Genomic DNA, 24,571 nt, shown 5'->3' with positions numbered 1-24,571 from the left:
CGGAAGAGGCGGCTACCGCGCGAGGGCGTCGCGGATCGCGAAGGCGGTGTCTCGATCGGTGACCTCGTAGCCGCCGACCCCGTCGGAGGCGGAGCCCATCCGCACCCCGCCGTCTTCGGTCACGGCGCGCTTCGCGGAGAAGTGGATGGCATCCACTCCGGCCGCCGCGAGCACAGGAGCACTGGTCACGTCGACACCGCTGCCCGCCATGATCTCGATCTCACCCTCGGCCGCTGCGACGAGCGCGCGCAGGGTGTCGATGCCGTCGATCGCGGCCGAGGCCCCTCCGGAGGTGAGCACCCGACGCAGACCCAGCTCGCGGGCGCTCTGCAGCGTCGCGACCGGGTCGGCCGTCACATCGATCGCTCGGTGCAGCGTCGCGGGGGCGCCGCCTGCCGCATCGCGAAGGCGCGCCATGGCGAACAGGTCGAGGCGACCCTCGGCGTCGAGGGCGCCGATGACGACGCCCGCGGCACCGGCGGCGATCGCGCGGCGCACGTCGAGCTCGGCCACGGCGAGTTCGTCATCGTCGTAGTGGAAGCCGCCTGCGCGGGGGCGGATCAGCACGTGCACCTCGGGGCCATCCGCGCCGGACGCCTCGACGGCGAGCTCGAGTGTCGCGGACGACGGAGTCAGTCCACCGAGGGCGAGGGCCGTTGCGAGCTCGACGCGTGCGGCGCCGACCTCCTTCGCGATGCGCACTCCGGCGGGATCCTGCACGGCGATTTCCAGGGCGAGGGTTCGGGTCACCCGTCCATTGTGCCCGCTGCCGAGCCCCCATCCGGAAAATTAGATAGGCTATCTAAGTAATGTCTGCGTCTGATGAATCCCTCCACCTCACCGCCACAGACCTTCGCCTGGCCACCTTCCGGCTGGCCCGCCGCCTCCGTTGCGTGCGCGCCGCCGACTCGATGAGCGATGCGCAGCTGGCAGTGCTCGCCGACCTGCGCATGAACGGGCGTCGCACGGTCTCGACGCTCGCCGAGCGCGAACGTGTGACCGCGCCATCGATGACGAGCACGATCAACGGCCTCGAAGAGCTGGGCTTCGTCGTGCGCACCCCCGACGAGGACGACCGACGACGCGTGCAGGTCGACATCACCCCGGCCGGTACCGAGATCGTGGTCGAGACCATCCGCCGTCGCGACGAGCTGCTGGCCGACATGCTGCGCGAGGTCGACTACACCGAGGCCGAGCTGACCACACTGCGCGAAGCCAGCGCCCTGATGCGGCGGGTGGTCGAACGATGAGCGCCATGTTCCGCTCGTTCGCGAACATCAACTATCGGATCTGGTTCGCGGGCGCCCTGATCTCCAACGTCGGCGGGTGGATGCAGGCCACCGCGCAAGACTGGGTGGTGCTCACCGAGCTCACCGACAACGACGCCACGGCGATGGGCGTCACCATGGCCCTGCAGTTCGGGCCTCCCCTCGTGCTCGTGAGCATGACCGGGTGGGTGGCCGACCGCTTCGACCGCCGGCATATCCTGTTCGCCACCCAGTCGGCACTGCTGGCCCTGGCCATCGCGGTCGGTGTGCTGCTGCTCAACGACCTCATGACGCTGCCGATGATGTTCGGGTTCGCCCTCGGATTCGGCATCGTGAACGCCTTCGACGCCCCGGCGAGGCAGGCGTTCGTCTCGGACATGGTCTCCTCCGGCGACACCTCGAACGCGGTGGCCCTCAACTCGGCGTCGTTCAACCTCGCACGGATGGTGGGTCCGGCCGTCGGAGGCCTGCTGATCGTGGCGATCGGCTCGGGCTGGGTGTTCATCGTGAACGCGGCGACCTTCCTGGCGATGCTCCTCGCGCTCATGCTGATGCGGCGCAGCCTGCTCGCGCCTCGGCTGAAGAACCGCAGCCGCGGTGGCCTCGCTGCAGGATTCCGCTACGTGTGGGGACGCAGTGACCTGAAGGTCGTGTTCGTCACGGTGTTCCTGATCGGCGCGTTCGGCATGAACTTCCCGATCTTCGCCTCGACCATGGCACTCGAGTTCGGGGCGGGAGCCGACGGGTACGGCGTGCTCAGCTCGGTGCTGGCCATCGGCTCGCTGATCGGCGCCCTGCTGGCCGCGCGTCGAGACCGGGCCCGCGTGCGCGTGGTGATCCTGGCGGCCGGCGGGTTCGGGATCGCCGCCTTCGTGTCGTCCGTGATGCCCAGCTACGCGTCGTACGCCGTGACCCTGACGTTCACCGGCTTCATGATCGTGACGCTGCTCACCACCGCCAACGGCTACGTGCAGATCACGACCGACCCCGCACTGCGAGGCCGCGTGCTCGCGCTGTACATGGCGGTGATCATGGGCTCGACCCCGGTGGGGGCTCCGATCGCGGGGTGGGTCGCCGACACGTTCGGGCCGCGCGCTGCGATCATGCTCGGCGGCACGGCCGGATTCGTCGCCTGTGCGATCGGCGTGATCTGGGTGGCGACGTCCGGGCGCCTGCGACGCGACGAGAACCGCCGGTTCCTGCTGACGCTCGACGAGACCCGCCCGCTCCGTGTGATCGAGGTCGATCCGATCGAGTTCAGCGATGAGGCCGCCGTCACCACGCCGATCCGCGCCGCGAAGAGGCGCGACCCCGACGAATGACCCTCCTCGGCGTGTTTGTCAACGCCCTCTGCGACGGACCGCCCCCGACGTAGCGTCGTCGCATGGACGAGAACACGGAACGCACCCCCCACCCGCAGGACCCGGCAGAGGGCGCGCCCGGAGTCGGAGCACCGGACGAGGACTCCGGCCAGGGCGACGGCACCGGCGGGGCCATCCAGGGCGACGCCTCGCGCGGCGAGTCCACCGGAGGAGCCATCCAGGGCGACGCCGGCCAGGGCCATCGTGCGGCCCTCGGCGGCGACGAGAACACCGAGGATCAGCTCGACGCCGACAACGCCGCCGAAGAGGACACCCTCAAGACGCTCGACCCGGATTCCCCACCGGCCTGAGCGACGACGACAGCAGCGTCGCCGACGGCCGTCGCCTCCCCGGCGACGGCCGTTCCTGCGGCGCTCTCGGTGTGCCGATGGCCGGCTAGGCGCCCAGCACCAGCTTGAGCTGCTCCACCGCCCAGTCGAGTTCGGTCGCCCGGATGACGAGCGGCGGCGCGATGCGCACGGTCTGCCCGTGCGTGTCCTTCACGAGCACGCCGCGCTCGAGCAGCTTCTCGGCGATCTCCCGCCCCGTGCCCTTCGCGGGGTCGATGTCGACGCCGGCCCAGAGTCCCGCGATGCGCACGGCGGTGACGCCGTGGCCGATCAGCGGCTGCAGTGCCTGGTCCAGATGAGCACCCAGCGCACGGGCGCGCTCCTGGAACTCCCCCGTCTGCAGCATCTCGACCACGCGCAGGCCCACGGCTGCGGCGAGCGGGTTGCCGCCGAACGTCGAGCCGTGCTCGCCAGGACGGATGACTCCGAGCACGTCGGAGTCGCCGACCACGGCGGAGACCGGGAGGATGCCGCCGCCGAGAGCCTTGCCGAGCAGATACAGGTCGGGGACGACGCCCTCGCGGTCGCACGCGAACGTCTCGCCCACTCGACCGAGGCCTGCCTGGATCTCGTCGGCGATGAACAGCACGTTCTTCTCGTCGCAGATCTCGCGGATGCGGCGCAGATACCCCTCCGGCGGGATCACGACCCCGGCCTCGCCCTGGATCGGCTCCACGAGCACGGCAGCCGTGTCATCGGTGATGGCTGCGGCGATGGCGTCCGCGTCACCGTACGGCACGACGTCGAAGCCGGGCGTGTAGGGCCCGAAGTCGTCGCGCGCCTGCTCGTCGTCGCTGAAGCTGACGATCGTGGTCGTACGCCCATGGAAGTTCCCGGCAGCGACGATGATGCGCGCCCTGCCCTCGGTGATGCCCTTCACGCGGTAGCCCCACGCGCGGGCGACCTTGATGCCGGTCTCGACGGCTTCGGCGCCGGTGTTCATCGGCAGCACGAGGTCTTTGCCGGCGAGCTCGGCCAGCGCCGCGGCGAACGGTTCGAGGCGGTCGCTCTGGAAAGCACGGCTGACGAGTGTGACCCGCCCGAGCTGCTCGGTGAGCGCGGCCACGAGCGCCGGGTGCCGGTGGCCGAAGTTCACAGCCGAATACGCGGCGAGCAGATCGAGGTAGCGCTTGCCCTCGACGTCGGTCACCCAGGCACCCTCAGCGCGGGCGATGTTCACCGGAAGCGGGTGGTAGTTGTGCGCGACGTGCGGCTCGGTGTTCACAGCCGCGCCGGTCTCGACCGCAGTCACTTCGCGTCCCGGAGCTCGAGCGTGCAGCACTTGATGCCGCCGCCGCCGAGCAGCAGCTCGGAGAGGTCGATCATGATCGGGTTGTAGCCGCGCTCGCGCAGCTGCTTCTCGAAGCCCTTCGCGCGCGGGGAGATGATCACGTTGTAGCCGTCGCTCGCCGAGTTGAGGCCGAACACCGAGCCGTCCTCGTCCGACACCAGGATCGCGTCGGGGAACCGCTTCTCGAGCTCCGCGCGACTCGCGTCGTCGAAGGCACCGGGGAGGTAGGCGATGTTCGCGCGCTCCGGACCGCCGTTCTCCACGCCCTGCACCGGATCGAGCACGGCGATCGCGGTGTCGAGGTGGTAGAAGCGCGGGTCGACCAGGTTGAGCGAGACGACCTCGCGCCCGAAGACCTCGCCGACCTCACGGTGGCTGTCTCCGGTGGAGCGGAACCCGGTGCCGGCGAGGATCACGTCGCCGACGAGCAGGAAGTCGCCCTCGCCCTCGTTGACCTCCTTGGGCATCACCGTGTCGTAGCCCGCAGCGCGGAACCAGTCGGCGAAGGCAGGAGCCTCCCCCTGACGCTCGACGAAGCGGAACTCGGGCACGTAGGCGCGGCCGTCGATGAGGAACCCGCCGTTGGCCGTGTAGACCATGTCGGGATAGCCGGCGAGCGGCTCGATGAGCTCGACCTCGTGGCCCAGCTCGATGTACAGGTCGTGGAGCTTCTGCCACTGCGCGACGGCGTTCGCGGTGTCCGTGGGCTTCGACGGCTCCATCCACGGGTTGATGGAGTAGTTGACGGTGAAGTGCTCCGGCTTGCACATGAGGTAGTGGCGGCGGTGCGCCGTGCGGGCGGGGGCGGTGGAGACGGCGGCTTCAGGCGTCGACATGGGTGCTCTCCTCGGAGGACGGGCGCGGCGGACGCTGTCCAGGGGCCCGGCGGTCCTTCAACCCTTCGCTCAGTCGAGCGGGCGTCGGGGAAGATGCGACTCGGGCACGCCGGGGTCCATTCTGTCACCCGTCCCCTGTGCGCCGCCAGAGCAGGGTCGGTGCACCGCCACGGCACTGGTCCTGCTCAGACCGCGCTGCCTGCGACGACGAGTTTGCCCACGGTGTGGCCGGCTTCCAGGCGGGAGAGAGCTGTTGACGCATCGGCGAAGGGGTACTCGCGCTCGATCACGGGGACCACGCGTCCTTCGGCCACGAGGTCGAGCAGCTTCGCCAGCACTTCCGGGCGCGGAGTCGCCGCCAGGGGGCGGATGCTCCGCGAGCCGATCGACAGGAACACGGCGCGCAGCATCCGCGGGAGGGGACCGAGCACATGACCGCCGTCGCCCGTCACCAGCACGACCCTGCCTCCGGGGATCACGAGACGCTTCAGCTCGCGCAACGGCATCCCTCCGGCGATGTCGACGATCGCGTCGAAGCGGCCGTCCGGCAGGGCGCTCAAGGGCGACACCCGGTGGTCGAAGGTGCGCACGGCACCCAGCTGCTCGACCAGACGGGCATTCCGATCACGGCACGTCGCCCAGACCTCCGCACCGCGGAGGGCCGCGAGCTGCACCGCGAACGTGCCGACTCCACCCGAGGCGCCGATGATCAGCACCCGCGGGGTGGTGCCGCCCTCCGACAGGCGGCCTCCCGACAGGCCGGCTCGCGACAGACCGGTACGCGACAGGCCGATCCGAGCCAGGTCGAGCGCCTGCCACGCGGTCCCGCCGGCGACGGGGAGGCATGATGCGGCTTCCGGCGTGACGCCCGTGGGGATCGGCACCAGCCGCGAGGCCGGGACGCTCACGTACTCGCCGAGCCCTCCCCCGCCGACGAGTTCGCCGACCACTTCCTCCCCGATCTCCGCACCGACGACATCCGGCCCGAGGGCGACGACGGTGGCCGCGACCTCCATTCCGCGCACCGGATGCTTCGGACGGGTCAGCCCGAACACCGGCCGGACGAGCAGTGGGTCGCCGAGCAGGAGACGCACGTCGCCCGCGTTCAGCGCCGTCGCTCGCACCCGCAGGAGCACCTCGCCACGGGCGGGCACCGGGACGGGGATACGTTCGAGCGTCACTCCGTCGGCGGGTCCGTACGTCTCCCGCCGCCACGCCTTCATCGACCGGCTCATGATCCTGCTCCTGACACTTCGGGGTATTCGAAGACGTCGTCGAGGCTCACCCCGAAGGCGCGGGCGATCTGGAAGGCGAGTTCGAGCGTCGGGGAGTACTTCTGCTGTTCGATCGCGATGAGCGTCTGGCGCGTCACACCCACCGTGCGCGCGAGTTCGGCCTGGGTGAGTCCCGCCCGTTCGCGATGAGCGCGGATGGTGTTGGAGACGAGAGTGGGCTTGACCATCACACGAGACCCCGTCGGTAGGCGATCACCCGGGCGACCCCGCCGACGAGCGCGGCCACCGCGAAGCCGGCGAACATGGTGTTCGCGATCCAGAAGACGTCCGCTCCGACAGCACACAGCGCGATGACCCCGAGCCCGGCGATCACGACGAAGGCCTGCTCGACTCGGCTGCCCATACGGCTGATGTCGCGGTCGCGGATGTCGGAGCGCCCGACGCCGTCAGGATCGCTCATCCCGGCGATGATGCCCCAGACCACGCTGAGCAGGATCGTCGCGACGATGCCCCCGCCGATCACCCACAGCATGAGCGGGAACCAGTCGACGGCCGTGAGCGGCCCGCCCCCGGCTTGCTGGAGGACCAGCACGACGTACACGACCATGACGATCGGGCTCACGATGAGACCCGCCCAGGCATTGCGTTCTTCGTAGACCATGACGCCTCCATGTAAAAGATTCTTGACACGCTCAGCGTAGGGCGCCCCTCATCGAAATGTCAAGAATTCTTTACACACCCTGGTGCTCCCGTCGCACTTTCTGTCGCTTCCCCGCCGGCATTGCGACAGAAAGTGCGACGGGAACATGCAGCAGGGAGTCCCGCGTCAGATCACGTGGCTGCTCCACGGGTCGAGGTTGCCGTAGCGGTGAGCGGTGATCGAGATCGACTGCTCGTGCACGAAGGGCAGCAGCTCGATGCGGGCGGCCGCCGTCACCTCGCCGTCGTACACCGCGAGGTCGGGATCCCCCGCGGAGGCCGCAGCCAGCTTCGCACGAAGGGCCGCGACGCCCTCGCGACCGCCCACCAGTCGCACCCGATCGCTCGCCGGGAGCGCGGCACCCTCGACGGCGTCTTCCTGGCGGAGCTGCCGCTGCAGCCACTGGTCATCGTTCTCCATGAACACCGGGGCGTCGAGGTCGCCGAGCGCTCGGCGCACGTCGCCGGGCAATCCGACGGGGGTCGAGATCACGAACTTCGCCCCCGAGCGCACCCCCGCGATCACGACGCGCAGCAGGTCGTGCAGAGCCGCATCATCGGTCGCGCGGACCTCGACCGGGACGGGACGATACCGGAACAGGTTTCGCTCGACACCGAGACGCGAGACGTCGCGCACCTGGCCGAACTCCCGATCCCAGGCCAGCGCATCCGAGAGAGCCGAACGCCGCAGCCACTCGAACGACTCGTACGCGAGCGATGACTGCGCCGCCTCGATGACCGCGGTGATGCGCGAGTCGAGTCCGCGCAGGTGCAGGGTGCTCGAGGCCGGCCCTCCCGGCTGCGAACGCCACGATCCGAGCCCGATGAGGTAGTTCGGTCCGCCCGCCTTCGCCCCGGGGCCGACCGAAGAGCGCTTCCATCCGCCGAACGGCTGGCGCTGCACGATCGCGCCGGTGATGCCGCGGTTCACATAGAGGTTGCCTGCCTGCACCCGGGCCAGCCAGTACGACAGCTCCTCCGGATCCTGGGTGTGCAGCCCGGCGGTGAGGCCGTAGGCGACGGCGTTCTGCATCTCGACGGCGCGCGCGAGGGTCGGGGCGTGCATCACCCCGAGCACCGGTCCGAAGAACTCCTCGGTGTGGAAGCGCGATCCCGGCTGCACGCCCACACGCACGCCGGGACTCCACAGCCGCCCGCTGCCGTCGTCCGCCGCGGAGAGAGCAGGCTCGATCAGCCACTGCTCGTCGCCCTCGAGCTCACTGAGCGCCCAGGCGAGCTTGCCCTGCGGCTGCTCGATCACCGGCCCCACTTCGGCCAGTGGATCCGTGGGCTGTCCGACGTGCAGCGAGCGCACGGCGTCGGCGAGCTGGCGCGCGAACCGTGCCGACCGTCCGACCGGTCCGACGAGGATCGCCAGCGACGCCGCGGAGCACTTCTGTCCGGCATGCCCGAACGCGCTTTTCACGAGATCGGCGACAGCGAGGTCGAGATCGGCGGAAGGGGTGATGATCATGGCGTTCTTGCCGCTGGTCTCCGCGAGCAGGGGCAGATCGGGGCGCCAGGAGCGGAACAGCGCGGCCGTGTCCCACGCGCCGGTGAGGATCACCCGGTCGACGGCCTCGTGCGTGATCAGCTCACGGCCGAGCGCACCCTCTTCGACGTCGACGAGTGCCAGCAGGTCGCGCGGAATCCCGGCCTCCCACAGCGTCTCGGCGATCACGGCCGCACAGCGCCTGGCCTGCGGTGCGGGCTTGAAGATCACCCCGGAGCCTGCGGCGAGCGCGGCGAGCACCCCTCCGGCGGGAATGGCTATGGGGAAGTTCCAGGGCGGCGTGACGACCGTGATGGATGCCGGGACGAACACGGCGCCGGCGATCGCGTCGAGCTCCCTGGCCTTGGCCGCGTAGTAGCGCGCGAAGTCGACGGCCTCGCTCACCTCGATGTCGGCTTCGGCGAAGACCTTGCCGGTCTCGGAGGCGGCGACTTCGATGAGGTCTCCCCGGCGGGCCTCGAGTGCAGCGGCGGCACGCAGGAGCACCTCGGCACGCTCGGCGGCGGGCCGCCCGCCCCAGGCCGGGGCGGCACGATGCACACCGTGCACGACCCGTTCGAGCTCGTCCGGCTGGGACAGGTGCGCCGCCCCGATCGTGGCGGAGCCCAGGTCAGAGGTCGCGATGCGCTCGCGCACCTCGCGCGCCCATTCGCGGTTGGCGGGGAGCGCGGGGTCGCTGTCGACCGTGTTCGAGAAGCCGGGGGCTCCACCGGTGTCCTGCTCCAGCTCCCGGGCGGAATAGACGGCGGTCTCCAGGAACGCCTCCCGACCGCCGTCGTCCGAACCGCGGGAGATGCCGAGCACCGCTTTGGTCAGGTCGGTCTCCGGCACGGGAGCGACAGGTGCCGGGCGCAGCGACTCGTGCACGGGAGCGAGACGGTCCTGCGTGCGACGGGGTCCGATGCGCAGCGTCGGGTCGCCCGTCCTGTCGAGCGCGTCGAGGAAGCGATCCCGCTCGCGGGCGAACAGCGACTCGTCCTCGCCGAGCCGGAACGCGGCGGAGAGGAAGTTGTCCGGTGAGGCGTTCTCCTCGAGCCGGCGCACCAGGTAGCTGATGGCCACGTCGAACTCCGCAGGCTCCACGACCGGCACATACAGCAGTACCGGCCCGACCTCGCGCGACACGGCCCGCACCTGCCCCTGCGCCATGCCGAGCAGCATCTCGAACTCCACGGCCTCCCGCACACCCCGCTCCCCCGCGAGCAGCCAGGCGTAGGCGATGCCGAAGAGGTTGTGCCCCGCGACGCCGATCTTCACGGCGGCCGTGTGCTCGGGCTGCAGCGCCCAGTCGAGGCAGCGGAGGTAGTTCGCGTCGGTGTCGAGCTTGGTGTCGTAGGTCGCGGGCGTCCACCCGTGCATCCGCGCCTCGACGTGCTCCATCGCGAGGTTCGCCCCCTTGACGAGACGCACCTTGATGCGGGCGCCGCCGTGCGCCACGCGCTCCTGCGCCCACGCGGTGAGCTCCTGCAGGGCCGGAAGCGCGTCGGGCAGATACGCCTGCAGCACGATCCCGGCTTCGAGGCCTGCCAGACGCGGGTCCTCGAGGATGCGCGTGAAAACCGCGATGGTGAGATCGAGGTCGCGGTACTCCTCCATGTCCAGGTTGATGAAGGTGCCGTCGGCGGCCGCCGCGAGATACAGCGGAAGGAGCCGCTCGACCACCTCGTCGACGACCTCGTCGAAAGCCCACATCGACAGGTGGCTGATGATCGCCGAGACCTTCACCGAGACGTAGTCCACGTCCGGACGGCGGACGAGCGCGTGGATGCCGTCGAGCCGCCGTCGGGCCTCCGCCTCGCCGAGCACGGCCTCTCCGAGCAGGTTGAGGTTGAGCCGGGAGCCGTCGGCGCGGATCCGCTCGATCGCGGCGCCGAGCTTGGCAGGGCGCGCATCGACGACGAGGTGCCCGACCATGTCGCGGAGCACGCGGCGCGCGAGCGGCACCACGGGCGTCGGGAGGATCTGCGCGACGCCGCCTCCGAGGCGCACCGCCGAACGCAGGTACCAGGGCAGGAACTCCGGCACGATCGGCGCGATGCGGTGCAGCTGCGATGCGGCGGCGGACAGGCTCTCCGGACGCATGACGCCGTCGACGAAACCCAGGGTGAACGGCAGCCCGTTCGCGTCCTGCAGCACGCCGGCGAGTCGTGCAGCCGCGGGGTCGGGTTCGGTCGCCGCTGCCTCGATCGTCCACCTTCGAGCCAGCTCGACGGCACGGTCTGCGAGGGGTGCGGATGCCACGGCGTCCGGCGGGAGGTCTGCCATGGATTTCAGCCTAGGTCTGGACACCCGATTTCCCCGGCTGAACCTTTCGAATCGCGCAACTGGTCGCGTTTCGCGCCCGGATGGAACCAGTTGCGCGATTCGAAACGGTTCCGGACTCAGCTCCAGACGCTCGGGGCCTTCTCCCGCACGGGGGGAAGCGCCGAGGCCGCCGCCCAGTCGTGCACCCACGCGTCGATCTCCGGCACACCCTCGGGCTTGCCGACGGCCGCGAACAGCTCTTCGTTGCTGACGGTCCCTCCGGTGCGGCGAAGCATCCTGGCCCGCACGATCGCCCGCGCGTAGACCTCGCCGTTCACGACAGCGCGATGCTCCATGAAGAGCGCCTTGTCGTCATGGCCGATGAAACGCGACTGCACCTCGAACCGCTGCCACAGCTGCAGCGACTTCCTGAAGGTGATCGTCTCGCTGGACACGACCGCGTACCAGCCCCGCTCCTTCATCGCGTCGAACAGCCCGCTGCGGATGAGCTGGTCCCATCGACCGAGGTCGAACAGCGACAGGTAACGGCCGTTGTTCATGTGCCGAAGGATGTCGAGGTCGGTCGGGAGCGTGGTGACCGTGATGCTGCCGACCGACGTCGGATCGAGGGTCTTGCCCCGTCGCACGCGGCGGCGAGCGCCGAGGATCACCAGGAGGGTCCGCCAGATCACGTTCACGAGCAACGATCGTAGCCAGGAGTGCACGATCGGCGAACATCGTTGTGCGAAACCTCCATCACTGTGTCGTGGGTGTCATCGAACATCTCCCCGATTTCGCCTTCGCGGACGCCGCGCGTAGAGTCACGAACATGAGCGCCGAAGCCCAGCCTGAAGTCATCGTCCGCCCGGTCCGTGATGTGGATGCGGAAGCCCTCGGTCGCGTGCATGCGCAGTGCTGGCACGAGACCTACGACCACCTGATCAGCAAGGCGGCGCTGGAGAAGGTCTCGCCTCGCCGCATGGCCGAGCTCTGGACGCACTGGGCCTCGCAGGGCCCCGAGTTCAAGATGAACGCCGCACTCGTCGACGGGGAGATCGTGGGATTCGTCGGCTCCGGCCCGGCCCGCGACAAGGACGCTCCCGCGTTCCGCGAGCTCTACTTCATCTACCTGCTCGATGCGTACCACTCCACCGGCATCGGTCAGAAGCTGTTCGACGCCGCCGTGGAGAAGGACGAGCCGCTGTACCTCTGGGTCGCCGAGGACAACCCCCGCGCGCACCGGTTCTACACCCGCAACGGATTCCACCTCGACGGCGCATCGCACACCGAGCCGTTCCTGGGCGAGACGCTGACCGAAGTGCGCTTCGTCCGCCCCTGATCCTCTGATCACGCACAGAGCGGGCCGTCTCCTCCGGGAGGCGGCCCGCTCTGTCGCTGTCGTGACCCTGATCCTCAGAGGCGCTCGACGATGGTCACGTTCGCGACCCCGCCGCCCTCGCACATGGCCTGCAACCCGTAGCGTCCGCCGGTGCGTTCGAGCTCGTTGAGCATCGTGGTCATGAGCCTGGTGCCGGTCGCACCGATGGGGTGACCGAGCGCGATGGCTCCGCCGTTGACGTTGACCTTCTCGTGCGGAGCATCGAGCTCCCGCATCCAGGCGAGCACCACGGGCGCGAAGGCCTCGTTCACCTCGAACAGGTCGATGTCGGAGACCCGCATGCCCGCCCGCTCGAGCGCGAGCTCGGTGGCCGGGATCGGGGCGGTGAGCATGAGAATCGGGCTGTCGCCGCGCACCGTCATCTGATGGATACGTGCGCGGGGTTCGAGCCCGTGGTCGCGCACGGCACGCTCGCTCGCGACCAGTACGGCGCTGGATGCATCACTGATCTGCGACGACACGGCGGCTGTGATCCGACCACCCTCCCGCAACGGTGCGAGTCCCGCCATCCGCTCCAGGGTCGTGTCACGGCGCACGCCCTCGTCGTGGTCGAGACCGTTCAGCGGCGCGATCTCACGGATGAAGCGGCCCTCGTCCTGCGCCAGCGCGGCCCGACGGTGACTCTCCAGGGCGAACTGCTCCATCTGCTCGCGGGAGATGTCCCACTTCTCGGCGATCAGCTCGGCTCCGGCGAACTGCGAGATCTCCTGATCGCCGTAACGGTCGGTCCACGCGGGCGACTGCGCACACGGGGTCGTGAATCCGTAGGACTCCCCCACGGTGGCGGCGGCGGTCAGCGGGATCTGCGACATGTTCTGCAGTCCGCCGGCTATCACGAGGTCGCTCGTGCCGCTCATCACGGCCTGCGCGGCGAAGTGCACGGCCTGCTGGCTCGACCCGCACTGCCGATCGATGGTCACCCCTGGAACGTGCTCCGGGAAGCCGGCGGCGAGCAGGGCCGTCCTCGCCACGTTGCCAGACTGGCCGCCGATGGCATCGATGACGCCGAGGATCACGTCGTCCACCGCGCCGGGATCGATCCCCGTCCGGTCGACGAGCGCGCGAAGGCTGTGGGCGCCGAGGTCGACCGGGTGGACATCCGCGAGCGAGCCGCCGCGCCGGCCGACCGGCGATCGGACCGCATCGACGATGTATGCCTCAGCCATGATCGTGCCTCTCCTCCAGCCCAGGGGACTCGCTACTCCGGGAACACCAGCCGGAAGCGTTCGCACAGCACCGGCATGTCGGGTTCATAGCCGCGCGAGTTCTCGGAGTGGGTGCGCCAGTAGCGCTCGTGCACCTCGCGCCAGTGCGCCAGGGTGCGGTCCCCCTCCCCCTCGGCGAAGGCGTGCGCCTCGTCGACCTCGTCGAAAGGCACGATGTCGATGGCCGTGGTCTCGATCACGGCACGCGGGGCACCGGTGCCGTCCAGGATGATGCTGAGCTCGCCCACCACAGGGAGGGGATCGCCGGTCGCGTCGTAGTCCCAGAGGGACGACGCGGTGCCGACCTTGATGCCGTCGAGCACGAGTGCCAGCAGCTCGTCTGCGTGCTCGGGCGTCGCCCCGAACCCCCACGCCTCCGGTCGCGACTCCGGCAGGTGCGGCTGGGCAGCTCGCACGGTGCGCCAGTACTCTGCGATGACCTCGTCGCTCATCTGCTCACCGCCCCGAGACCTTGCCGAACGCCTTCGCGATCGGCGCGAGCACGAGCGGACGCGCCGCCACCCATCCGACGGCGATCACCACGAGCGACAGGATGAACACCCAGAACCCGGTCCACGTCACCGCGTCCTGCGACGCGAACATATGGTTCAGGTTGCGCAGGAACCCGGTCAGCATGACGAGCGCCACGTGCGCGATGATGAACGCCACGAAGTACAGCATGATCGGGAAGTGCAGCGCCCGCGCCCACTCGACCGGGTACGCCTTCGACAGCTTCTCGGCGTTCTTCGGCCACAGCCCCGACATGCGGAAGCCGGTGATCGCGGCGAGCGGCGCCGCGATGAACACGGTGGCGAAGTAGGCGAGCTGCTGCAGGCTGTTGTAGTTGTTCCAGCCGTTCTCGTGCGGCCAGTCGAACGAGATGTACTGCAGTGCCGCCGACAGGGCGTTCGGGAACACCTCCCAGCTCGTCGGCACGATGCGCACCCAGTGCCCTGTGGCGAACAGCAGCACCACGAAGATCACGCCGTTGACGAGCCACAGGATGTCGAGCGACTGGTGGAACCACAGGTTGAGACTGATCTTGCCCTTGGCGTTGTTGCGGGGAGTCCAGAAGACGGTCGGGCGCTTCTCGGTGCGCACCTGCAACCCCGAACGGATGATCAGCACCATCAGGAACATGTTGAAGAAGTGCTGCCATCCGACCCATGGCGCGAACCCCGGTTCGACAGCGACCGCCGGTTCGTACTCTCCGGGGAAAGCGGCCAGGAAGTCCTGCATGAACGGGAAGCTCAGCAGGGCGCGCACGAACGCGATGGCGGCTCCGGCGAGCACCCCGAGCGCAGCTGCTCCGAACAACACGCCGATCGCCTGAGTCCAGGTCGGACGGGGACGGGCGGTCGTCGGGGCGGGCATCGGGTCGAGGTGTCGGGGCGCTCGCCCGTTCCACACGGTCTGCGTCCACGGGAGCGGGGTCGAGACGTCGGCGAGCACGGGCGACGATCCGGCGGCGACGACCCGAGCTGCGGCAGCAGAGACGGGAGCGACGGTGCCCGATGCCACGGGCTCGGATGCGACAGGCTCGGCAGCGGCGACAGGCTCGGCAGCAGCGACAGGCTCGGACGGAGCGGCCGAAGAAAGAGGAACGGTCTCTGCCGGCGGCCACGGGTCTCCGCCGACGACGCGAGGCAGACCGCGTCGCACACCGGCACCGGCGGCCGCGGCTACGGCAACGGCGGCGGCGGCAGAGGTTCCTGCCGCGGCGGTCGGCACGGAGGCCGACGCAGCCGGCGCGGGGGCTGACGCCGCTGCCTCCGGGGAGGGAGCGGCCGCGGCGGCGGCGGGTTCGGGCACCTGGGCGAGAGGAGCGGCAGCGGTCGTCGACGGCGGCCAGGGCTCCCCGCCCGGCACACGCGGCAGGCCGCGACGGATCGACGGTGCTCCACCGGCCGCTGCAGCAGCGGACGCTGTCGAAGCCGCCGCTGCGGGAGCGGACGGTGCCGAGCCAGCGGCGCCGTCGTGCTCGACGGGCACCGCGGCCTCCGAAGCCGTGGGCTCGACCGGCACCGCGCCGGCTTCCCCCGCCCGATCCTCCACCGCGGCATCCGCGGCCACCGCATCGGCAGGAGGCCAGGGGTCTCCCCCCGGCACGCGCGGCAGACCGCGTCGCAGCATCCGCGTCGCCATGACTACTTCTTCCGCGCCTCGAGCGCCGCGATCACCTGCGGCACCACGGCGAACACATCGCCGACGATGCCGAAGTCCGCGACGTCGAAGATCGGCGCATCCGCGTCCTTGTTGATGGCGACGATGTTCTTCGATGTCTGCATACCGGCACGGTGCTGGATCGCGCCCGATATGCCGAGAGCGACATACAGCTGCGGCGACACCGAGACGCCGGTCTGGCCGACCTGATGCGACTGCGGGATGTAACCGGCGTCGACGGCGGCGCGCGAGGCTCCGACAGCCGCGCCGAGCGCATCGGCGAGCTCTTCGACGAGCACGAACTTCTCCTTCGACGCGAGACCACGACCGCCGGAGACCACCTTCGTGGCTCCCCGCAGCTCGGGGCGCGAAGAGGCGACCTCGACGGCTTCCACCTGTCCCGCCGTGGCCGCGACGGCCCCGGACGGAGTGACGTCGAGCACCTCGACCGAGTGTGACGCGACGGCCTCGGCGCGGGCGTCGACCGCGCCCTGACGCAGCGTGATCACCGGGGTTCCGAACGTGGGAGCCGAATCGACCAGATACGCCCCGCCGTAGACCGAGTGATGGGCCACGACGCCCTCGTCATCGCGCGAGACACCGACCGCATCGACCGACAGCGCGCTCTTCGTGCGCACCGCGAAGCGTCCGGCGACATCGCGCCCGGAGATCGAGTTCGAGATGAGCACGGCATCGGGTCGCACCTGGGCGGCGGCGGCCTGCAGCGCATCGACGATCGGAACCGTGAGCGCGGAGGGATCCCCGTCTGCGGTCAGCACGACGGAGGCCCCTGCTGCCGCCGCCTGGTCCACGGCCGCAGGGCTGCCGCCGACGATCAGGGCCACGGGCGAGCCGATCGTGGAGGCGGCACCGATGAGGGCTGCCGTGCTGGTGGCGACGTAGCCGGAGGGATCGATGTCGACGAGGACGAGGATCGGGTTCTCGGAAGTGGTCATCTCACACCAGCCTGTTCTGCACGAGGTAGTCGACGAGCTTGTCGGCGGCGTCGCCCTCGTCGATGATCTTCACTCCCGCCGCGCGCGGGGGCTTCTCCGACACCGAGGTCATGATGGTGCGCGGGGCGACGGAGGGATCGGCCGAGACGTCGAGGTCGGCGAGCGACAGCACCTCGAGCGGCTTCTTCTTCGCCGCCATGATGCCCTTGAAGTTGGGGAACCGTGCGTCGGGGAGCGCCTCGGTGATGGAGATCACGGCGGGCAACGGCGCCGAGACCGGCTGGCTCCCGGCGTCTGCGCCTCGGACTCCGGAGACGCCGTCCGGGGTGATCTCGACAGAGGTGAGCGCGGTGGCCTGGGCGAAGCCGAGGTGCTCGGCGAGCATGGCGGGGATCACACCGCCGGAGCCGTCCGTCGACAGGTTGCCGGTGATGACGAGGTCGGGGGCGCCGCGGCGGATGGCGGCGGCCAGCACCTCGGCCGTGAGTCCGAGGTCGGCGCCGGCGAGCTGCTCGTCGGCGATGTGGACGGCAGATCCGGCACCGATCGCGAGAGCCCTGCGCACCGACGCGGTGGAGCTCTCCGGGGCCATGGAGACGGCCACCACCTCGGTGCCGTCGTTCTTGTCGGCATAGCTGAGCGCGACCTCGAGGGCCCGCTCGGTGATCTCGTCGAGCACGACGTCGCCCGCCGCACGATCGGCGAGTCCGGTCTCGAGATTCAGCTTGCGATCGCCATAGGTGTCCGGCACCTCTTTGACCAGGACGAAGATCTTCATCGATTGCTCCTCACGACTGCTGCAATTCTAGACCGCGATACTGAGTTCCAACCCACCTGCGACTGAGAGTCAGGCTCACCGACATCGGGTGCGTCGCGCGCCGTGACCGCACCCCGACCTCGCGCCACTACCGTAGAGAGATGGCCCGACCCCGCCCGCTCCCCATCGACCCGCTCGCCGAGGCGAAGCGGCAGTGGCTCGCGCACGGCTGGACGGAGGCCGCCGACGGCATGGCCCTGGTCACCTCGGTGATGCGAGCACAGCAGCTGCTGCTCGCACGCGTCGACGCGGCGCTCAAGCCGTTCGCGCTGAGCTTCGCCCGCTACGAGGTGCTGCGATTGCTGGCGTTCAGCCGCGCAGGCAGCCTTCCGCTGTCGAGCGTGGTCGCCCGCCTGCAGGTGCACCCGACCACGGTCACGAGCACGGCCGAGCGTCTGGTCCGCGATGGTCTGATCGCGCGTGAGCCGCACCCGCACGACGGACGCGCCGCACTCCTCGTGCTGACCGAATCCGGTCGGGAGCTCGTGGAACGTGCCACCCGCGCCCTCAACGCCGATGTGTTCGCCGAACCCGGCCTGAGCCGTGACGATGCCGCAGAGCTGGTCGCGATCGTCGCCAGACTGCGCAAGGACGCGGGAGACTTCGCCGACCCCCGTCCGCAGCCCGAGGCTCTCTGACATGGTGCGGTTCGCGCTCGAGACGGTCATCGGTGCGACGCCCGCCGAGGTGTTCGCCGCCTCGCTCGATCCCGACCTGCACGTGAAGAGCATGGCCCGATTCGACGAGACGATGCTCGAAGCACCGGCCGGCGGCGTGTTCACCGAGGGGACCACAGCGACCTGGCGGGCACGCCACTTCGGCATCCCGTTTCGACTGCGCTCGATCGTGTTCGACATCGATCCGCCGCACGGCTTCTCGGATCGGCAGATCGCCGGCCCCTTCGCCGCCTTCCTGCACGAGCATCGGTTCGACGCGCATCCGGACGGCACGCTCATGCGCGACACCGTGACGTTCCGCTCGCCGTTCGGCCCGCTCGGACGTCTGGTCGATGCGCTGATCCTCGGCAGGTACATGCGCCGCCTGATCTCGGAGCGCAACGCGATTCTCGCCGCCGAATTCGGGGAGCCCGGGCGTACTCTTTCGGCATGAGCGAACTGCGCCTGCACACCGTCCTCACCGGCCGCGGCCCCGCTGCGGCGATCCTGCTCACGGATGACCAGGTCGCATCCCTCGGCGCAGGCAAGGCGTTCCCCGTGGCCGTGACGATCGGCGGACGCACCGCGCGGCTGAGGCTGGCGCGCATGGGCAGCGAGAACATGATCGGCTTCAGCAAGGCCGTGCGCGCCGACCTCGGGCTCGACATCGGCCAGGAGATCGACGCCGTGATCCGGGTCGATTCGGCCGAGCGCACGGTCGACGTTCCACCCGAGCTCGCCGCCGTGCTCGATGCCGACCCGGCGCTGCGCTCCGCCTTCGACGCGCTCTCGTACTCGGTGCGCAAGGAGCACGCGCGAAGTGTGGCCGAGGCGAAGCAGGAGGCCACCCGCGAACGCCGGATCGCGAAGATCGTCGACGCACTCCGCAGCTGAGGGTGTGACCGACTCCGCACGACCGCTCATCCGGCACCGCGCAGGACGCCGCCTCCGGCGTCCTGCCCTCGTTCCTGCGAAGTCGTTCACGAGCAGCTAGCGGTTCTGGAAGTCCGGTGACCGCTTCTCGCGGAAGGCCGACATGCCCTCCTTCTGATCCGCGGTGTCGAACAGCGCGGCGAAGGCCTGCTTCTCATGCGCGAGGCCTTCGGCAAGGGTCGTCTCCATCGCCGCGTCGAGCGCGGCCTTCGCGGCATAGACCGAGGGCAGCGACTTGGAGGCGATCGTGTCGGCCAGCTTCGTCGCCTCGGCGAGGAGGTCGGCGGTCGGCACGACGCGGGACACGAGGCCGGAGCGCTCAGCCTCCTCCGCCCCCATGAAGCGTCCGGAGAGCACGAGCTCGGCCGCCTTGTAGTACCCGACTGCGCGGATGAGACGCTGCGTGCCGCCCATGCCGGGGATCACACCGAGGTTGATCTCGGGCTGCCCGAACGTGGCGTTGTCGGCCGCGAGGATGATGTCGCACATCATCGCCAGCTCGCACCCGCCGCCCAGGGCGAATCCGGAGACGGCCGCGATCACGGGAGTGCGCACCGCGGCGAACTCATGCCAGACACCGAAGTGGTCGGTCTCGAGCATCTGCGCCGCCGTCATGCCCTCCATCTCCTTGATGTCGGCTCCGGCGGCGAACGCCTTCTCCGATCCGGTGAGCACGATCGCGCCGACACCCTCGTCCGCATCGAACGCCAGCGCCGCGGCGGTCACCTCCTCGGCGAGTCGGCTGTTCAACGCGTTCAGCGCCTCCGGCCGGTTCAGGGTGATCCACCCCACCCGTCCGCGCTGCTCGACCAGGATCGTCTCGTACTCGGTCATGTCGCCCTCTCCGTCGTGGTTCGTTCCACCTTCACGCCTGCGTTCCAATCGCGCAAATGGTGGCTTCACGCGCCCGATGGAACCATTCGCGCGATTCGAACGGCCGCCATCACACGCGGTCGTCGCGGATGTCGGTGATGATGCCCGAGAAGTCTCGGCCCGCCCCGTCGCCGGCAGCGAACGTCGCGTAGATCTCCTGGGCGAGCCGGCCCATCCGTGCATCCGTCGACGTCTGCTCGATCGCCTGCAGGGCGAGCCCGAGGTCTTTGGCCATGAGCGCCCCCGCGAAGCCGGGCTGGTAGTCACGGTTCGCCGGGCTGGTGGGCACCGGTCCGGGCACGGGGCAGTTCGTCGTGATCGACCAGCACTGCCCCGACGCCTGGGACACGACATCGAACAGCGCCTGGTGCTCGAGCCCGAGCCGCTCCCCCAGCACGAACGCTTCCGCGACGGCGATCTGCGAGACCGCGAGCACCATGTTGTTGCAGACCTTGGCCGCCTGTCCGAGCCCTGATCCGCCGCAGTGCACGATGCGCTTGCCCATGACCTCCAGCAACGGAAGCGCCGCGGCGAAGTCCTCGTCCGACCCGCCCACCATGAACGCGAGAGTGCCGTTCTCCGCGCCGACCACTCCCCCTGACACTGGGGCATCGACGTTGCGGTGTCCGGCAGCGAGGGCCAGGGCGTGCGCGGCGCGGGCCTCATCGACGGCGATGGTGGACGACTCGATGAAGAGCGTGCCCGGCCGTGCCGCCGCGAGCAGCTCGGTGCGATACGCCTCGATCACGTGCTTTCCCGCGGGGAACATCGTGATGACGACATCCGCGTCCGCCACGGCCTCCGCCCCGCTCGCCGCCACCGCGATGCCGACCGCCCGTGCTGCCTCGACCGCCGCCGGAACCAGGTCGAAGCCGTGCACCTCATGACCGGCAGCGACGAGGTTCTTCGCCATCGGCTGTCCCATGTGCCCGAGCCCGAGGAAAGCCACGACCGCTTTCGACGAAGACACGGTCATGATGCGCTCCGAGTCTGGTCTGCGCCGCGCTGGAGGGATGCCGACCCGGCCGGTCGCAGGATCTCGCGCCCGACGATCAGGCGCATGATCTCGTTCGTGCCCTCCAGGATCTGATGCACCCGCAGGTCACGGACCACCTTCTCGATCCCGTAATCCTGCAGGTATCCGTAGCCACCGTGCAGCTGCAGGGCCCGGTTGGCGACGTCGAAGCCGGCGTCGGTCGCGAACCGTTTGGCCATCGCGCAGCGCATCGTGGCGTCGGGCGCGTGCTCGTCGACGGCCAGCGCTCCGTCGCGGACCATCAGACGCGCGGCGTGCAGGTCGGTGCGCATGTCGGCGATCGCGAACAGGATCGACTGCTTCTCGGCCAGCGGCTCGCCGAAGGCCATCCGCTCGTGCACGTACTGCACGGCCTTGTCGAGCGCCCACTGCGCGCCGCCCAGCGAGCACGCCGCGATGTTGAGGCGACCGCCGTTGAGCGCCGACATCGCGATCGCGAACCCGCGTCCCTCGTCGCCGAGCATGGCGGATGCCGGGACCCGGACGCCGTCGAGGATCACCTGACGGGTGGGCTGCGCATGCCAGCCCATCTTCTTCTCCGGTGCACCGAAGCTGAGGGATTCGGAGTCTCCTGGCACGAGGAACGCACTGATTCCGCGTGCTCCCGGCTCGCCCGTGCGCGCCATCACGACGTACACGGCGGCCTCGCCCGCCCCGGAGATGAACTGCTTCACGCCCGTGAGCACGTAGTCGTCACCGTCGCGGACCGCACTGGTCGCGACGTTCGCGGCATCCGACCCCACTCCCGGCTCGGTGAGGCAGTAGCCGCCGAAGTCCGACATCGCGGTCAGCCGGGGCAGCCACGTCGAGCGCTGGCTGTCATCGCCGTAGGTGTCGATCATCCACACGACCATGTTGTGGATGGAGATGTACGCCGCGACCGCCGGGTCGCCCTTCGCGAGCTCCTCGAAGATGGCGACGGTGTCGAGCCGGCTGAGGCCACTGCCCCCGAACTCCTCGTCGACGTAGATGCCGCCGAGTCCGAGCTCTCCCGCGCGGTTCAGCGACTCCCGGGGGAACAGGTGCTTCTCGTCGCGCTCCGCGGCGTAGGGCGCGAGCTCGGTCTCGGCGAATTCGCGGACGGCGCCGATGATCGCCTCACGTTCCTCGGCGGTGGTGGTGACGGTGGTCATGGTCATCGCTTTTCCTTGTGGGAGTTTCCGGATCAGTGCATGGTGGGGATGACGAAGCTGGCGCCCTCGCGGATCCCCGACGGCCAGCGGCTCGTCACGGTCTTGGTCTTCGTGTAGAAGCGGAAGGCGTCGGCGCCGTGCTGGTTGAGGTCGCCGAAACCGCTGCGCTTCCAACCGCCGAACGTGTAGTAGGCGATCGGCACGGGGATCGGCACGTTCACCCCGACCATCCCGACCTCGACGCGGGCGGCGAAGTCACGAGCCGCGTCGCCGTCGCGGGTGAAGATGGCGACCCCGTTGCCGTACTCGTGCTCCGAGGCCATGCGCAGCGCCTCCTCGTAATCGGCGGCGCGGGCGATCACGAGCACGGGGCCGAAGATCTCCTCGCGGTAGATCGCCATGTCGGTCGTGACGTGGTCGAACAGCGTCGGTCCGAGATAGAAGCCCTCTTCGTGCCCTTCGACCGTGAAGCCGCGACCGTCGGCGAGCAGCGTCGCACCCTCGTCGATCCCCTGCTGGATGTAGCCCTCGACCCGGTCGACGGCCGCCCGCGTGACCAGCGGCCCGTAGTCGACGTCCGCGGCGAGGGACGGCCCGACCCGCAGCTGGGCGACACGTTCGGTGAGCTTGGCGGCGAGGGCATCAGCGGTCTCCTCACCGACCGGAACAGCGACGGAGATGGCCATGCACCGCTCCCCCGCGGAGCCGTAGCCGGCGCCGATGAGGGCGTCGACGGCCTGGTCGAGGTCGGCGTCGGGCATCACGATCATGTGGTTCTTGGCACCGCCGAAGCACTGCGCCCGCTTGCCGTGAGCGGCCGCGGTGGCGTAGATGTACTCCGCGATGGGCGTGGACCCGACGAAGCCGACCGCGCGGATCCGGTCGTCGGTGAGCAGCGTGTCGACCGCCTCCTTGTCGCCGTGCACCACGTTGAGGACGCCGGCGGGCAGCCCCGCTTCGAGGAACAGCTCGGCGAGGCGCACCGGCACCGAGGGGTCGCGCTCGCTGGGCTTGAGCACCACCGCGTTGCCGGCGGCGAGCGCGGGACCGGCCTTCCACAGCGGGATCATGGCGGGGAAGTTGAAGGGCGTGATCGCGGCGACAACCCCGAGCGGCTGCCGCATCGAGTACACGTCGATGCCCGCCCCGGCCCCGGTGGAGTACTCGCCCTTGAGCAGGTGCGGGGCTCCGGCGGAGAACTCGATGACCTCGAGCCCGCGCTGGATGTCGCCCTTGGCGTCGTCGACGGTCTTGCCGTGCTCGCTCGCGAGGAGTTCGGCGAGCGAGGTCATCTCCTGCTGCACGAGGTCGAGGAACCGCAGGAGGACGCGGGCGCGCTTCTGCGGGTTGGTCGCTGCCCACGCCACCTGGGCCTCTTCGGCGTTCGCGATCACTTGGCGCACCTCATCCGCCGAGGCGAGCGGAACCCGAGCCTGGACAGCGCCGGAGCTCGGATCGAACACGTCGGCGAAGCGGCCCGAGTCGGGAGTGAGAAGCGATCCGCCCACGAAGTGCGGGATAGTACGAGTCATTGTGTGACGTCCCTCCGTGCCGTCGTTGGCACAATGGGGAGTTTACTCGGAGGACCGGATATTTACTAGGACATCCTTGCATCTCCTCGCTTCGCCTCTCCGGCAGCGGCCGAGGGTGTTCGCCCCGCGTTCACCGGCCGGTCATCTCCGCCGAGTACAACTGCAGATGCGCGGACAGAGACTCAGACCGGATCGGGTGTCACGTCTACCGCGCGCACGGTGAGCGTTCTCGCTCCCGGCGCGGCTCCCACGCCGCGAGACCCCCGCCGAATCGGGTCGGCGGGGGTCCTCTCTGTATCGGGGCAGACCGACCTTCGAATCGCGCAAATGGTTGCTTTCGGGGCCGAGATGGAACCATCTGCGCGATTCGAAACCAAAAGCTCCGGCTCCCGCAACCGAATTAGAATCGACGGTGCGCCGTCACCCTGGCGCATCCGCTTCGGCGCCCTCACCCCTGGCGCCCGTTCCCCGAGGACCGCACCATGTCCGAACCCCTCACCGTGTCCATCCGCCGCGAAGTCGACCCCGAGCGCATCGTCGAGGCGACCGCCTGGGTGCAGACGGGGGTGAACCTCGCGACGAAGTATCCGGGCTTCCTCGGCTCGGGATGGGTGCGCGCCGGCGAGGACTCGCAGGTCTGGCACATGCTCTACCGCTTCGCGAGCGAGGACTCCCTCACCGCCTGGGAGCAGTCGGCCGAGCGGGCATGGTGGCTGTCGATGGGTGAAGGTTTCGTGCGCAGCGAGCGCTCCAAGCGCCGCACCGGGATCGAGGGCTGGTTCGACGAGCCGACCACCGGGACGATCACGCTCCCCTCGACCGACGGCACCACCGAGACGGTCACAGTCGCACCTGCTCCGCCGCGCTGGAAGCAGGCGACGTCGATCTGGTTGGGCTTCTTCCCCGTGAATCTCGCCTTCACCTACGCCATGAGCCCGGTCCCGGGATGGAACGAGCTGCCGATCTGGCTCCGGGTGCTCGTCACGACTCTCGTGCTCACGCCGATCATGGCGTACTGGGTGCTTCCGTTCGTGACCCGGTCGCTGCGGAGCTGGCTGGCCCGCTGACGCC

At 69.6% G+C, this 24,571-nt stretch carries 25 protein-coding genes; 8 read left to right on the top strand and 17 right to left on the bottom strand.

What is annotated here, in order from left to right; genetic code table 11:
• Positions 1–12: 12 nt before the first annotated feature.
• On the bottom strand, positions 13–750 hold the full coding sequence (locus RN51_RS12685) for a copper homeostasis protein CutC (protein ID WP_045264428.1): 738 nt from the start codon (positions 748–750) through the stop codon (positions 13–15).
• A gap of 59 nt (positions 751–809) precedes the next feature.
• Here RN51_RS12685 and RN51_RS12680 point away from each other — a divergent pair, with 59 nt between their 5' ends.
• The 3 genes from RN51_RS12680 (at position 810) to RN51_RS12670 (ending at position 2,940) form a co-directional block, all read left to right on the top strand.
• The gene (locus RN51_RS12680; RefSeq protein ID WP_045264427.1) at positions 810–1,250 is read left to right on the top strand and encodes a MarR family winged helix-turn-helix transcriptional regulator; all 441 of its coding nucleotides are present in this window, start codon (positions 810–812) and stop codon (positions 1,248–1,250) included.
• A 5-nt stretch (positions 1,251–1,255) separates the two neighbouring features.
• A complete protein-coding gene (locus RN51_RS12675) occupies positions 1,256–2,590 on the top strand; it encodes an MFS transporter (RefSeq protein WP_045264426.1) in 1,335 nt (444 codons plus the stop codon).
• A gap of 62 nt (positions 2,591–2,652) precedes the next feature.
• Positions 2,653–2,940, top strand: a complete 288-nt coding sequence (locus tag RN51_RS12670) for a hypothetical protein (RefSeq protein ID WP_045264425.1) — start codon at positions 2,653–2,655, stop codon at positions 2,938–2,940.
• Positions 2,941–3,025: 85 nt separating this feature from the next.
• On the opposite strand, the gene rocD is transcribed toward RN51_RS12670, so the two are convergent.
• From rocD to RN51_RS12635, 7 genes are all read right to left on the bottom strand, one after another.
• Positions 3,026–4,231, bottom strand: coding sequence for an ornithine--oxo-acid transaminase (gene rocD / locus RN51_RS12665; protein ID WP_045264424.1), 1,206 nt, complete (start codon positions 4,229–4,231; stop codon positions 3,026–3,028).
• Positions 4,228–5,106 (bottom strand): dimethylargininase, encoded by an 879-nt coding sequence (gene ddaH / locus RN51_RS12660; protein WP_045264423.1) that lies wholly within the window; start codon positions 5,104–5,106, stop codon positions 4,228–4,230. The genes rocD and ddaH overlap by 4 nt, the downstream gene beginning before the upstream one ends.
• Positions 5,107–5,291: 185 nt before the next feature.
• A complete protein-coding gene (locus RN51_RS12655) occupies positions 5,292–6,341 on the bottom strand; it encodes an NAD(P)-dependent alcohol dehydrogenase (protein ID WP_045264422.1) in 1,050 nt (349 codons plus the stop codon).
• Positions 6,338–6,568: a helix-turn-helix transcriptional regulator gene (locus RN51_RS12650; RefSeq protein WP_045264421.1), complete on the bottom strand. Its 231-nt coding sequence runs from the start codon at positions 6,566–6,568 to the stop codon at positions 6,338–6,340. The genes RN51_RS12655 and RN51_RS12650 overlap by 4 nt, the downstream gene beginning before the upstream one ends.
• Complete coding sequence (locus tag RN51_RS12645) at positions 6,568–7,002, bottom strand: hypothetical protein (protein WP_045264420.1); 435 nt, start codon at positions 7,000–7,002, stop codon at positions 6,568–6,570. Before RN51_RS12645 ends, RN51_RS12650 begins: the two co-directional genes overlap by 1 nt.
• Before the next feature lie 165 nt (positions 7,003–7,167).
• Complete coding sequence (locus RN51_RS12640) at positions 7,168–10,818, bottom strand: proline dehydrogenase family protein (RefSeq protein ID WP_045264419.1); 3,651 nt, start codon at positions 10,816–10,818, stop codon at positions 7,168–7,170.
• A 116-nt stretch (positions 10,819–10,934) separates the two neighbouring features.
• Positions 10,935–11,495, bottom strand: coding sequence for an acyl-CoA thioesterase (locus RN51_RS12635; RefSeq protein WP_045264418.1), 561 nt, complete (start codon positions 11,493–11,495; stop codon positions 10,935–10,937).
• A 131-nt stretch (positions 11,496–11,626) separates the two neighbouring features.
• Here RN51_RS12635 and RN51_RS12630 point away from each other — a divergent pair, with 131 nt between their 5' ends.
• The gene (locus tag RN51_RS12630) at positions 11,627–12,136 is read left to right on the top strand and encodes a GNAT family N-acetyltransferase (RefSeq protein WP_045264712.1); all 510 of its coding nucleotides are present in this window, start codon (positions 11,627–11,629) and stop codon (positions 12,134–12,136) included.
• 74 nt (positions 12,137–12,210) lie between these two features.
• Here the strand turns inward: RN51_RS12630 and RN51_RS12625 are convergent, their stop codons facing one another.
• From RN51_RS12625 to RN51_RS12605, 5 genes are read right to left on the bottom strand one after another with little or no spacing between them, the layout of a single operon-like run.
• On the bottom strand, positions 12,211–13,362 hold the full coding sequence (locus RN51_RS12625; protein WP_045264417.1) for an acetyl-CoA C-acetyltransferase: 1,152 nt from the start codon (positions 13,360–13,362) through the stop codon (positions 12,211–12,213).
• A gap of 32 nt (positions 13,363–13,394) precedes the next feature.
• Positions 13,395–13,853, bottom strand: a complete 459-nt coding sequence (locus tag RN51_RS12620; RefSeq protein WP_045264416.1) for an ASCH domain-containing protein — start codon at positions 13,851–13,853, stop codon at positions 13,395–13,397.
• A 4-nt stretch (positions 13,854–13,857) separates the two neighbouring features.
• Entirely contained in the window at positions 13,858–15,546 is a 1,689-nt protein-coding gene (locus RN51_RS12615) for a cytochrome b/b6 domain-containing protein (RefSeq protein WP_045264415.1), read from the bottom strand.
• Between the two features lie 2 nt (positions 15,547–15,548).
• Complete coding sequence (locus RN51_RS12610) at positions 15,549–16,520, bottom strand: electron transfer flavoprotein subunit alpha/FixB family protein (RefSeq protein WP_045264414.1); 972 nt, start codon at positions 16,518–16,520, stop codon at positions 15,549–15,551.
• Position 16,521: 1 nt separating this feature from the next.
• Positions 16,522–17,298, bottom strand: a complete 777-nt coding sequence (locus RN51_RS12605; RefSeq protein ID WP_045264413.1) for an electron transfer flavoprotein subunit beta/FixA family protein — start codon at positions 17,296–17,298, stop codon at positions 16,522–16,524.
• A 140-nt stretch (positions 17,299–17,438) separates the two neighbouring features.
• Here RN51_RS12605 and RN51_RS12600 point away from each other — a divergent pair, with 140 nt between their 5' ends.
• Genes RN51_RS12600 through RN51_RS12590 form a run of 3 tightly spaced genes read left to right on the top strand, consistent with a single transcriptional unit; the run spans position 17,439 to position 18,887 of the window.
• Positions 17,439–17,975 carry a MarR family winged helix-turn-helix transcriptional regulator gene (locus RN51_RS12600; RefSeq protein WP_045264412.1) on the top strand — a complete coding sequence of 179 codons (537 nt, stop codon included), beginning with the start codon at positions 17,439–17,441 and terminating at the stop codon, positions 17,973–17,975.
• A gap of 1 nt (position 17,976) precedes the next feature.
• Positions 17,977–18,447 (top strand): SRPBCC family protein, encoded by a 471-nt coding sequence (locus RN51_RS12595; protein WP_045264411.1) that lies wholly within the window; start codon positions 17,977–17,979, stop codon positions 18,445–18,447.
• Positions 18,444–18,887 (top strand): YdeI/OmpD-associated family protein, encoded by a 444-nt coding sequence (locus RN51_RS12590; RefSeq protein WP_045264410.1) that lies wholly within the window; start codon positions 18,444–18,446, stop codon positions 18,885–18,887. The genes RN51_RS12595 and RN51_RS12590 overlap by 4 nt, the downstream gene beginning before the upstream one ends.
• A gap of 96 nt (positions 18,888–18,983) precedes the next feature.
• Here RN51_RS12590 and RN51_RS12585 read toward each other — a convergent pair whose 3' ends face one another.
• From RN51_RS12585 to RN51_RS12570, 4 genes are all read right to left on the bottom strand, one after another.
• Positions 18,984–19,760, bottom strand: a complete 777-nt coding sequence (locus tag RN51_RS12585) for an enoyl-CoA hydratase-related protein (RefSeq protein ID WP_045264409.1) — start codon at positions 19,758–19,760, stop codon at positions 18,984–18,986.
• Positions 19,761–19,869: 109 nt separating this feature from the next.
• A complete protein-coding gene (gene mmsB, locus RN51_RS12580; RefSeq protein WP_045264408.1) occupies positions 19,870–20,775 on the bottom strand; it encodes a 3-hydroxyisobutyrate dehydrogenase in 906 nt (301 codons plus the stop codon).
• Positions 20,772–21,974: an acyl-CoA dehydrogenase family protein gene (locus tag RN51_RS12575; protein WP_045264407.1), complete on the bottom strand. Its 1,203-nt coding sequence runs from the start codon at positions 21,972–21,974 to the stop codon at positions 20,772–20,774. Before RN51_RS12575 ends, mmsB begins: the two co-directional genes overlap by 4 nt.
• Before the next feature lie 26 nt (positions 21,975–22,000).
• Positions 22,001–23,500: a CoA-acylating methylmalonate-semialdehyde dehydrogenase gene (locus RN51_RS12570; RefSeq protein WP_045264406.1), complete on the bottom strand. Its 1,500-nt coding sequence runs from the start codon at positions 23,498–23,500 to the stop codon at positions 22,001–22,003.
• A gap of 482 nt (positions 23,501–23,982) precedes the next feature.
• Here RN51_RS12570 and RN51_RS12565 point away from each other — a divergent pair, with 482 nt between their 5' ends.
• On the top strand, positions 23,983–24,567 hold the full coding sequence (locus tag RN51_RS12565) for an antibiotic biosynthesis monooxygenase (RefSeq protein ID WP_045264405.1): 585 nt from the start codon (positions 23,983–23,985) through the stop codon (positions 24,565–24,567).
• Positions 24,568–24,571 lie beyond the last annotated feature (4 nt).

Source organism: Microbacterium oxydans (genome assembly GCF_000956405.1).
In the GTDB taxonomy this organism is placed as follows: Bacteria; Actinomycetota; Actinomycetes; order Actinomycetales; family Microbacteriaceae; genus Microbacterium; species Microbacterium oxydans_C.
This window is presented reverse-complemented; position numbering and strand designations above follow the sequence as displayed.

Bases quoted from the DNA above. Each gene is read 5' to 3' on its own strand.
- RN51_RS12620 (WP_045264416.1), bottom strand. From the start codon at position 13,853: ATGAGCGACGAGGTCATCGCAGAGTACTGGCGCACCGTGCGAGCTGCC.
- RN51_RS12645 (WP_045264420.1), bottom strand. From the start codon at position 7,002: ATGGTCTACGAAGAACGCAATGCCTGGGCGGGTCTCATCGTGAGCCCG.
- RN51_RS12610 (WP_045264414.1), bottom strand. From the start codon at position 16,520: ATGACCACTTCCGAGAACCCGATCCTCGTCCTCGTCGACATCGATCCC.
- RN51_RS12575 (WP_045264407.1), bottom strand. From the start codon at position 21,974: ATGACCATGACCACCGTCACCACCACCGCCGAGGAACGTGAGGCGATC.
- RN51_RS12625 (WP_045264417.1), bottom strand. From the start codon at position 13,362: ATGGCTGAGGCATACATCGTCGATGCGGTCCGATCGCCGGTCGGCCGG.
- RN51_RS12570 (WP_045264406.1), bottom strand. From the start codon at position 23,500: ATGACTCGTACTATCCCGCACTTCGTGGGCGGATCGCTTCTCACTCCC.
- RN51_RS12600 (WP_045264412.1), top strand. From the start codon at position 17,439: ATGGCCCGACCCCGCCCGCTCCCCATCGACCCGCTCGCCGAGGCGAAG.
- RN51_RS12680 (WP_045264427.1), top strand. From the start codon at position 810: ATGTCTGCGTCTGATGAATCCCTCCACCTCACCGCCACAGACCTTCGC.
- RN51_RS12630 (WP_045264712.1), top strand. From the start codon at position 11,627: ATGAGCGCCGAAGCCCAGCCTGAAGTCATCGTCCGCCCGGTCCGTGAT.
- ddaH (WP_045264423.1), bottom strand. From the start codon at position 5,106: ATGTCGACGCCTGAAGCCGCCGTCTCCACCGCCCCCGCCCGCACGGCG.
- RN51_RS12605 (WP_045264413.1), bottom strand. From the start codon at position 17,298: ATGAAGATCTTCGTCCTGGTCAAAGAGGTGCCGGACACCTATGGCGAT.
- mmsB (WP_045264408.1), bottom strand. From the start codon at position 20,775: ATGACCGTGTCTTCGTCGAAAGCGGTCGTGGCTTTCCTCGGGCTCGGG.
- RN51_RS12670 (WP_045264425.1), top strand. From the start codon at position 2,653: ATGGACGAGAACACGGAACGCACCCCCCACCCGCAGGACCCGGCAGAG.
- RN51_RS12595 (WP_045264411.1), top strand. From the start codon at position 17,977: ATGGTGCGGTTCGCGCTCGAGACGGTCATCGGTGCGACGCCCGCCGAG.
- RN51_RS12640 (WP_045264419.1), bottom strand. From the start codon at position 10,818: ATGGCAGACCTCCCGCCGGACGCCGTGGCATCCGCACCCCTCGCAGAC.
- RN51_RS12675 (WP_045264426.1), top strand. From the start codon at position 1,256: ATGTTCCGCTCGTTCGCGAACATCAACTATCGGATCTGGTTCGCGGGC.
- RN51_RS12585 (WP_045264409.1), bottom strand. From the start codon at position 19,760: ATGACCGAGTACGAGACGATCCTGGTCGAGCAGCGCGGACGGGTGGGG.
- RN51_RS12590 (WP_045264410.1), top strand. From the start codon at position 18,444: ATGAGCGAACTGCGCCTGCACACCGTCCTCACCGGCCGCGGCCCCGCT.
- RN51_RS12655 (WP_045264422.1), bottom strand. From the start codon at position 6,341: ATGAGCCGGTCGATGAAGGCGTGGCGGCGGGAGACGTACGGACCCGCC.
- RN51_RS12650 (WP_045264421.1), bottom strand. From the start codon at position 6,568: ATGGTCAAGCCCACTCTCGTCTCCAACACCATCCGCGCTCATCGCGAA.
- RN51_RS12615 (WP_045264415.1), bottom strand. From the start codon at position 15,546: ATGGCGACGCGGATGCTGCGACGCGGTCTGCCGCGCGTGCCGGGGGGA.
- RN51_RS12565 (WP_045264405.1), top strand. From the start codon at position 23,983: ATGTCCGAACCCCTCACCGTGTCCATCCGCCGCGAAGTCGACCCCGAG.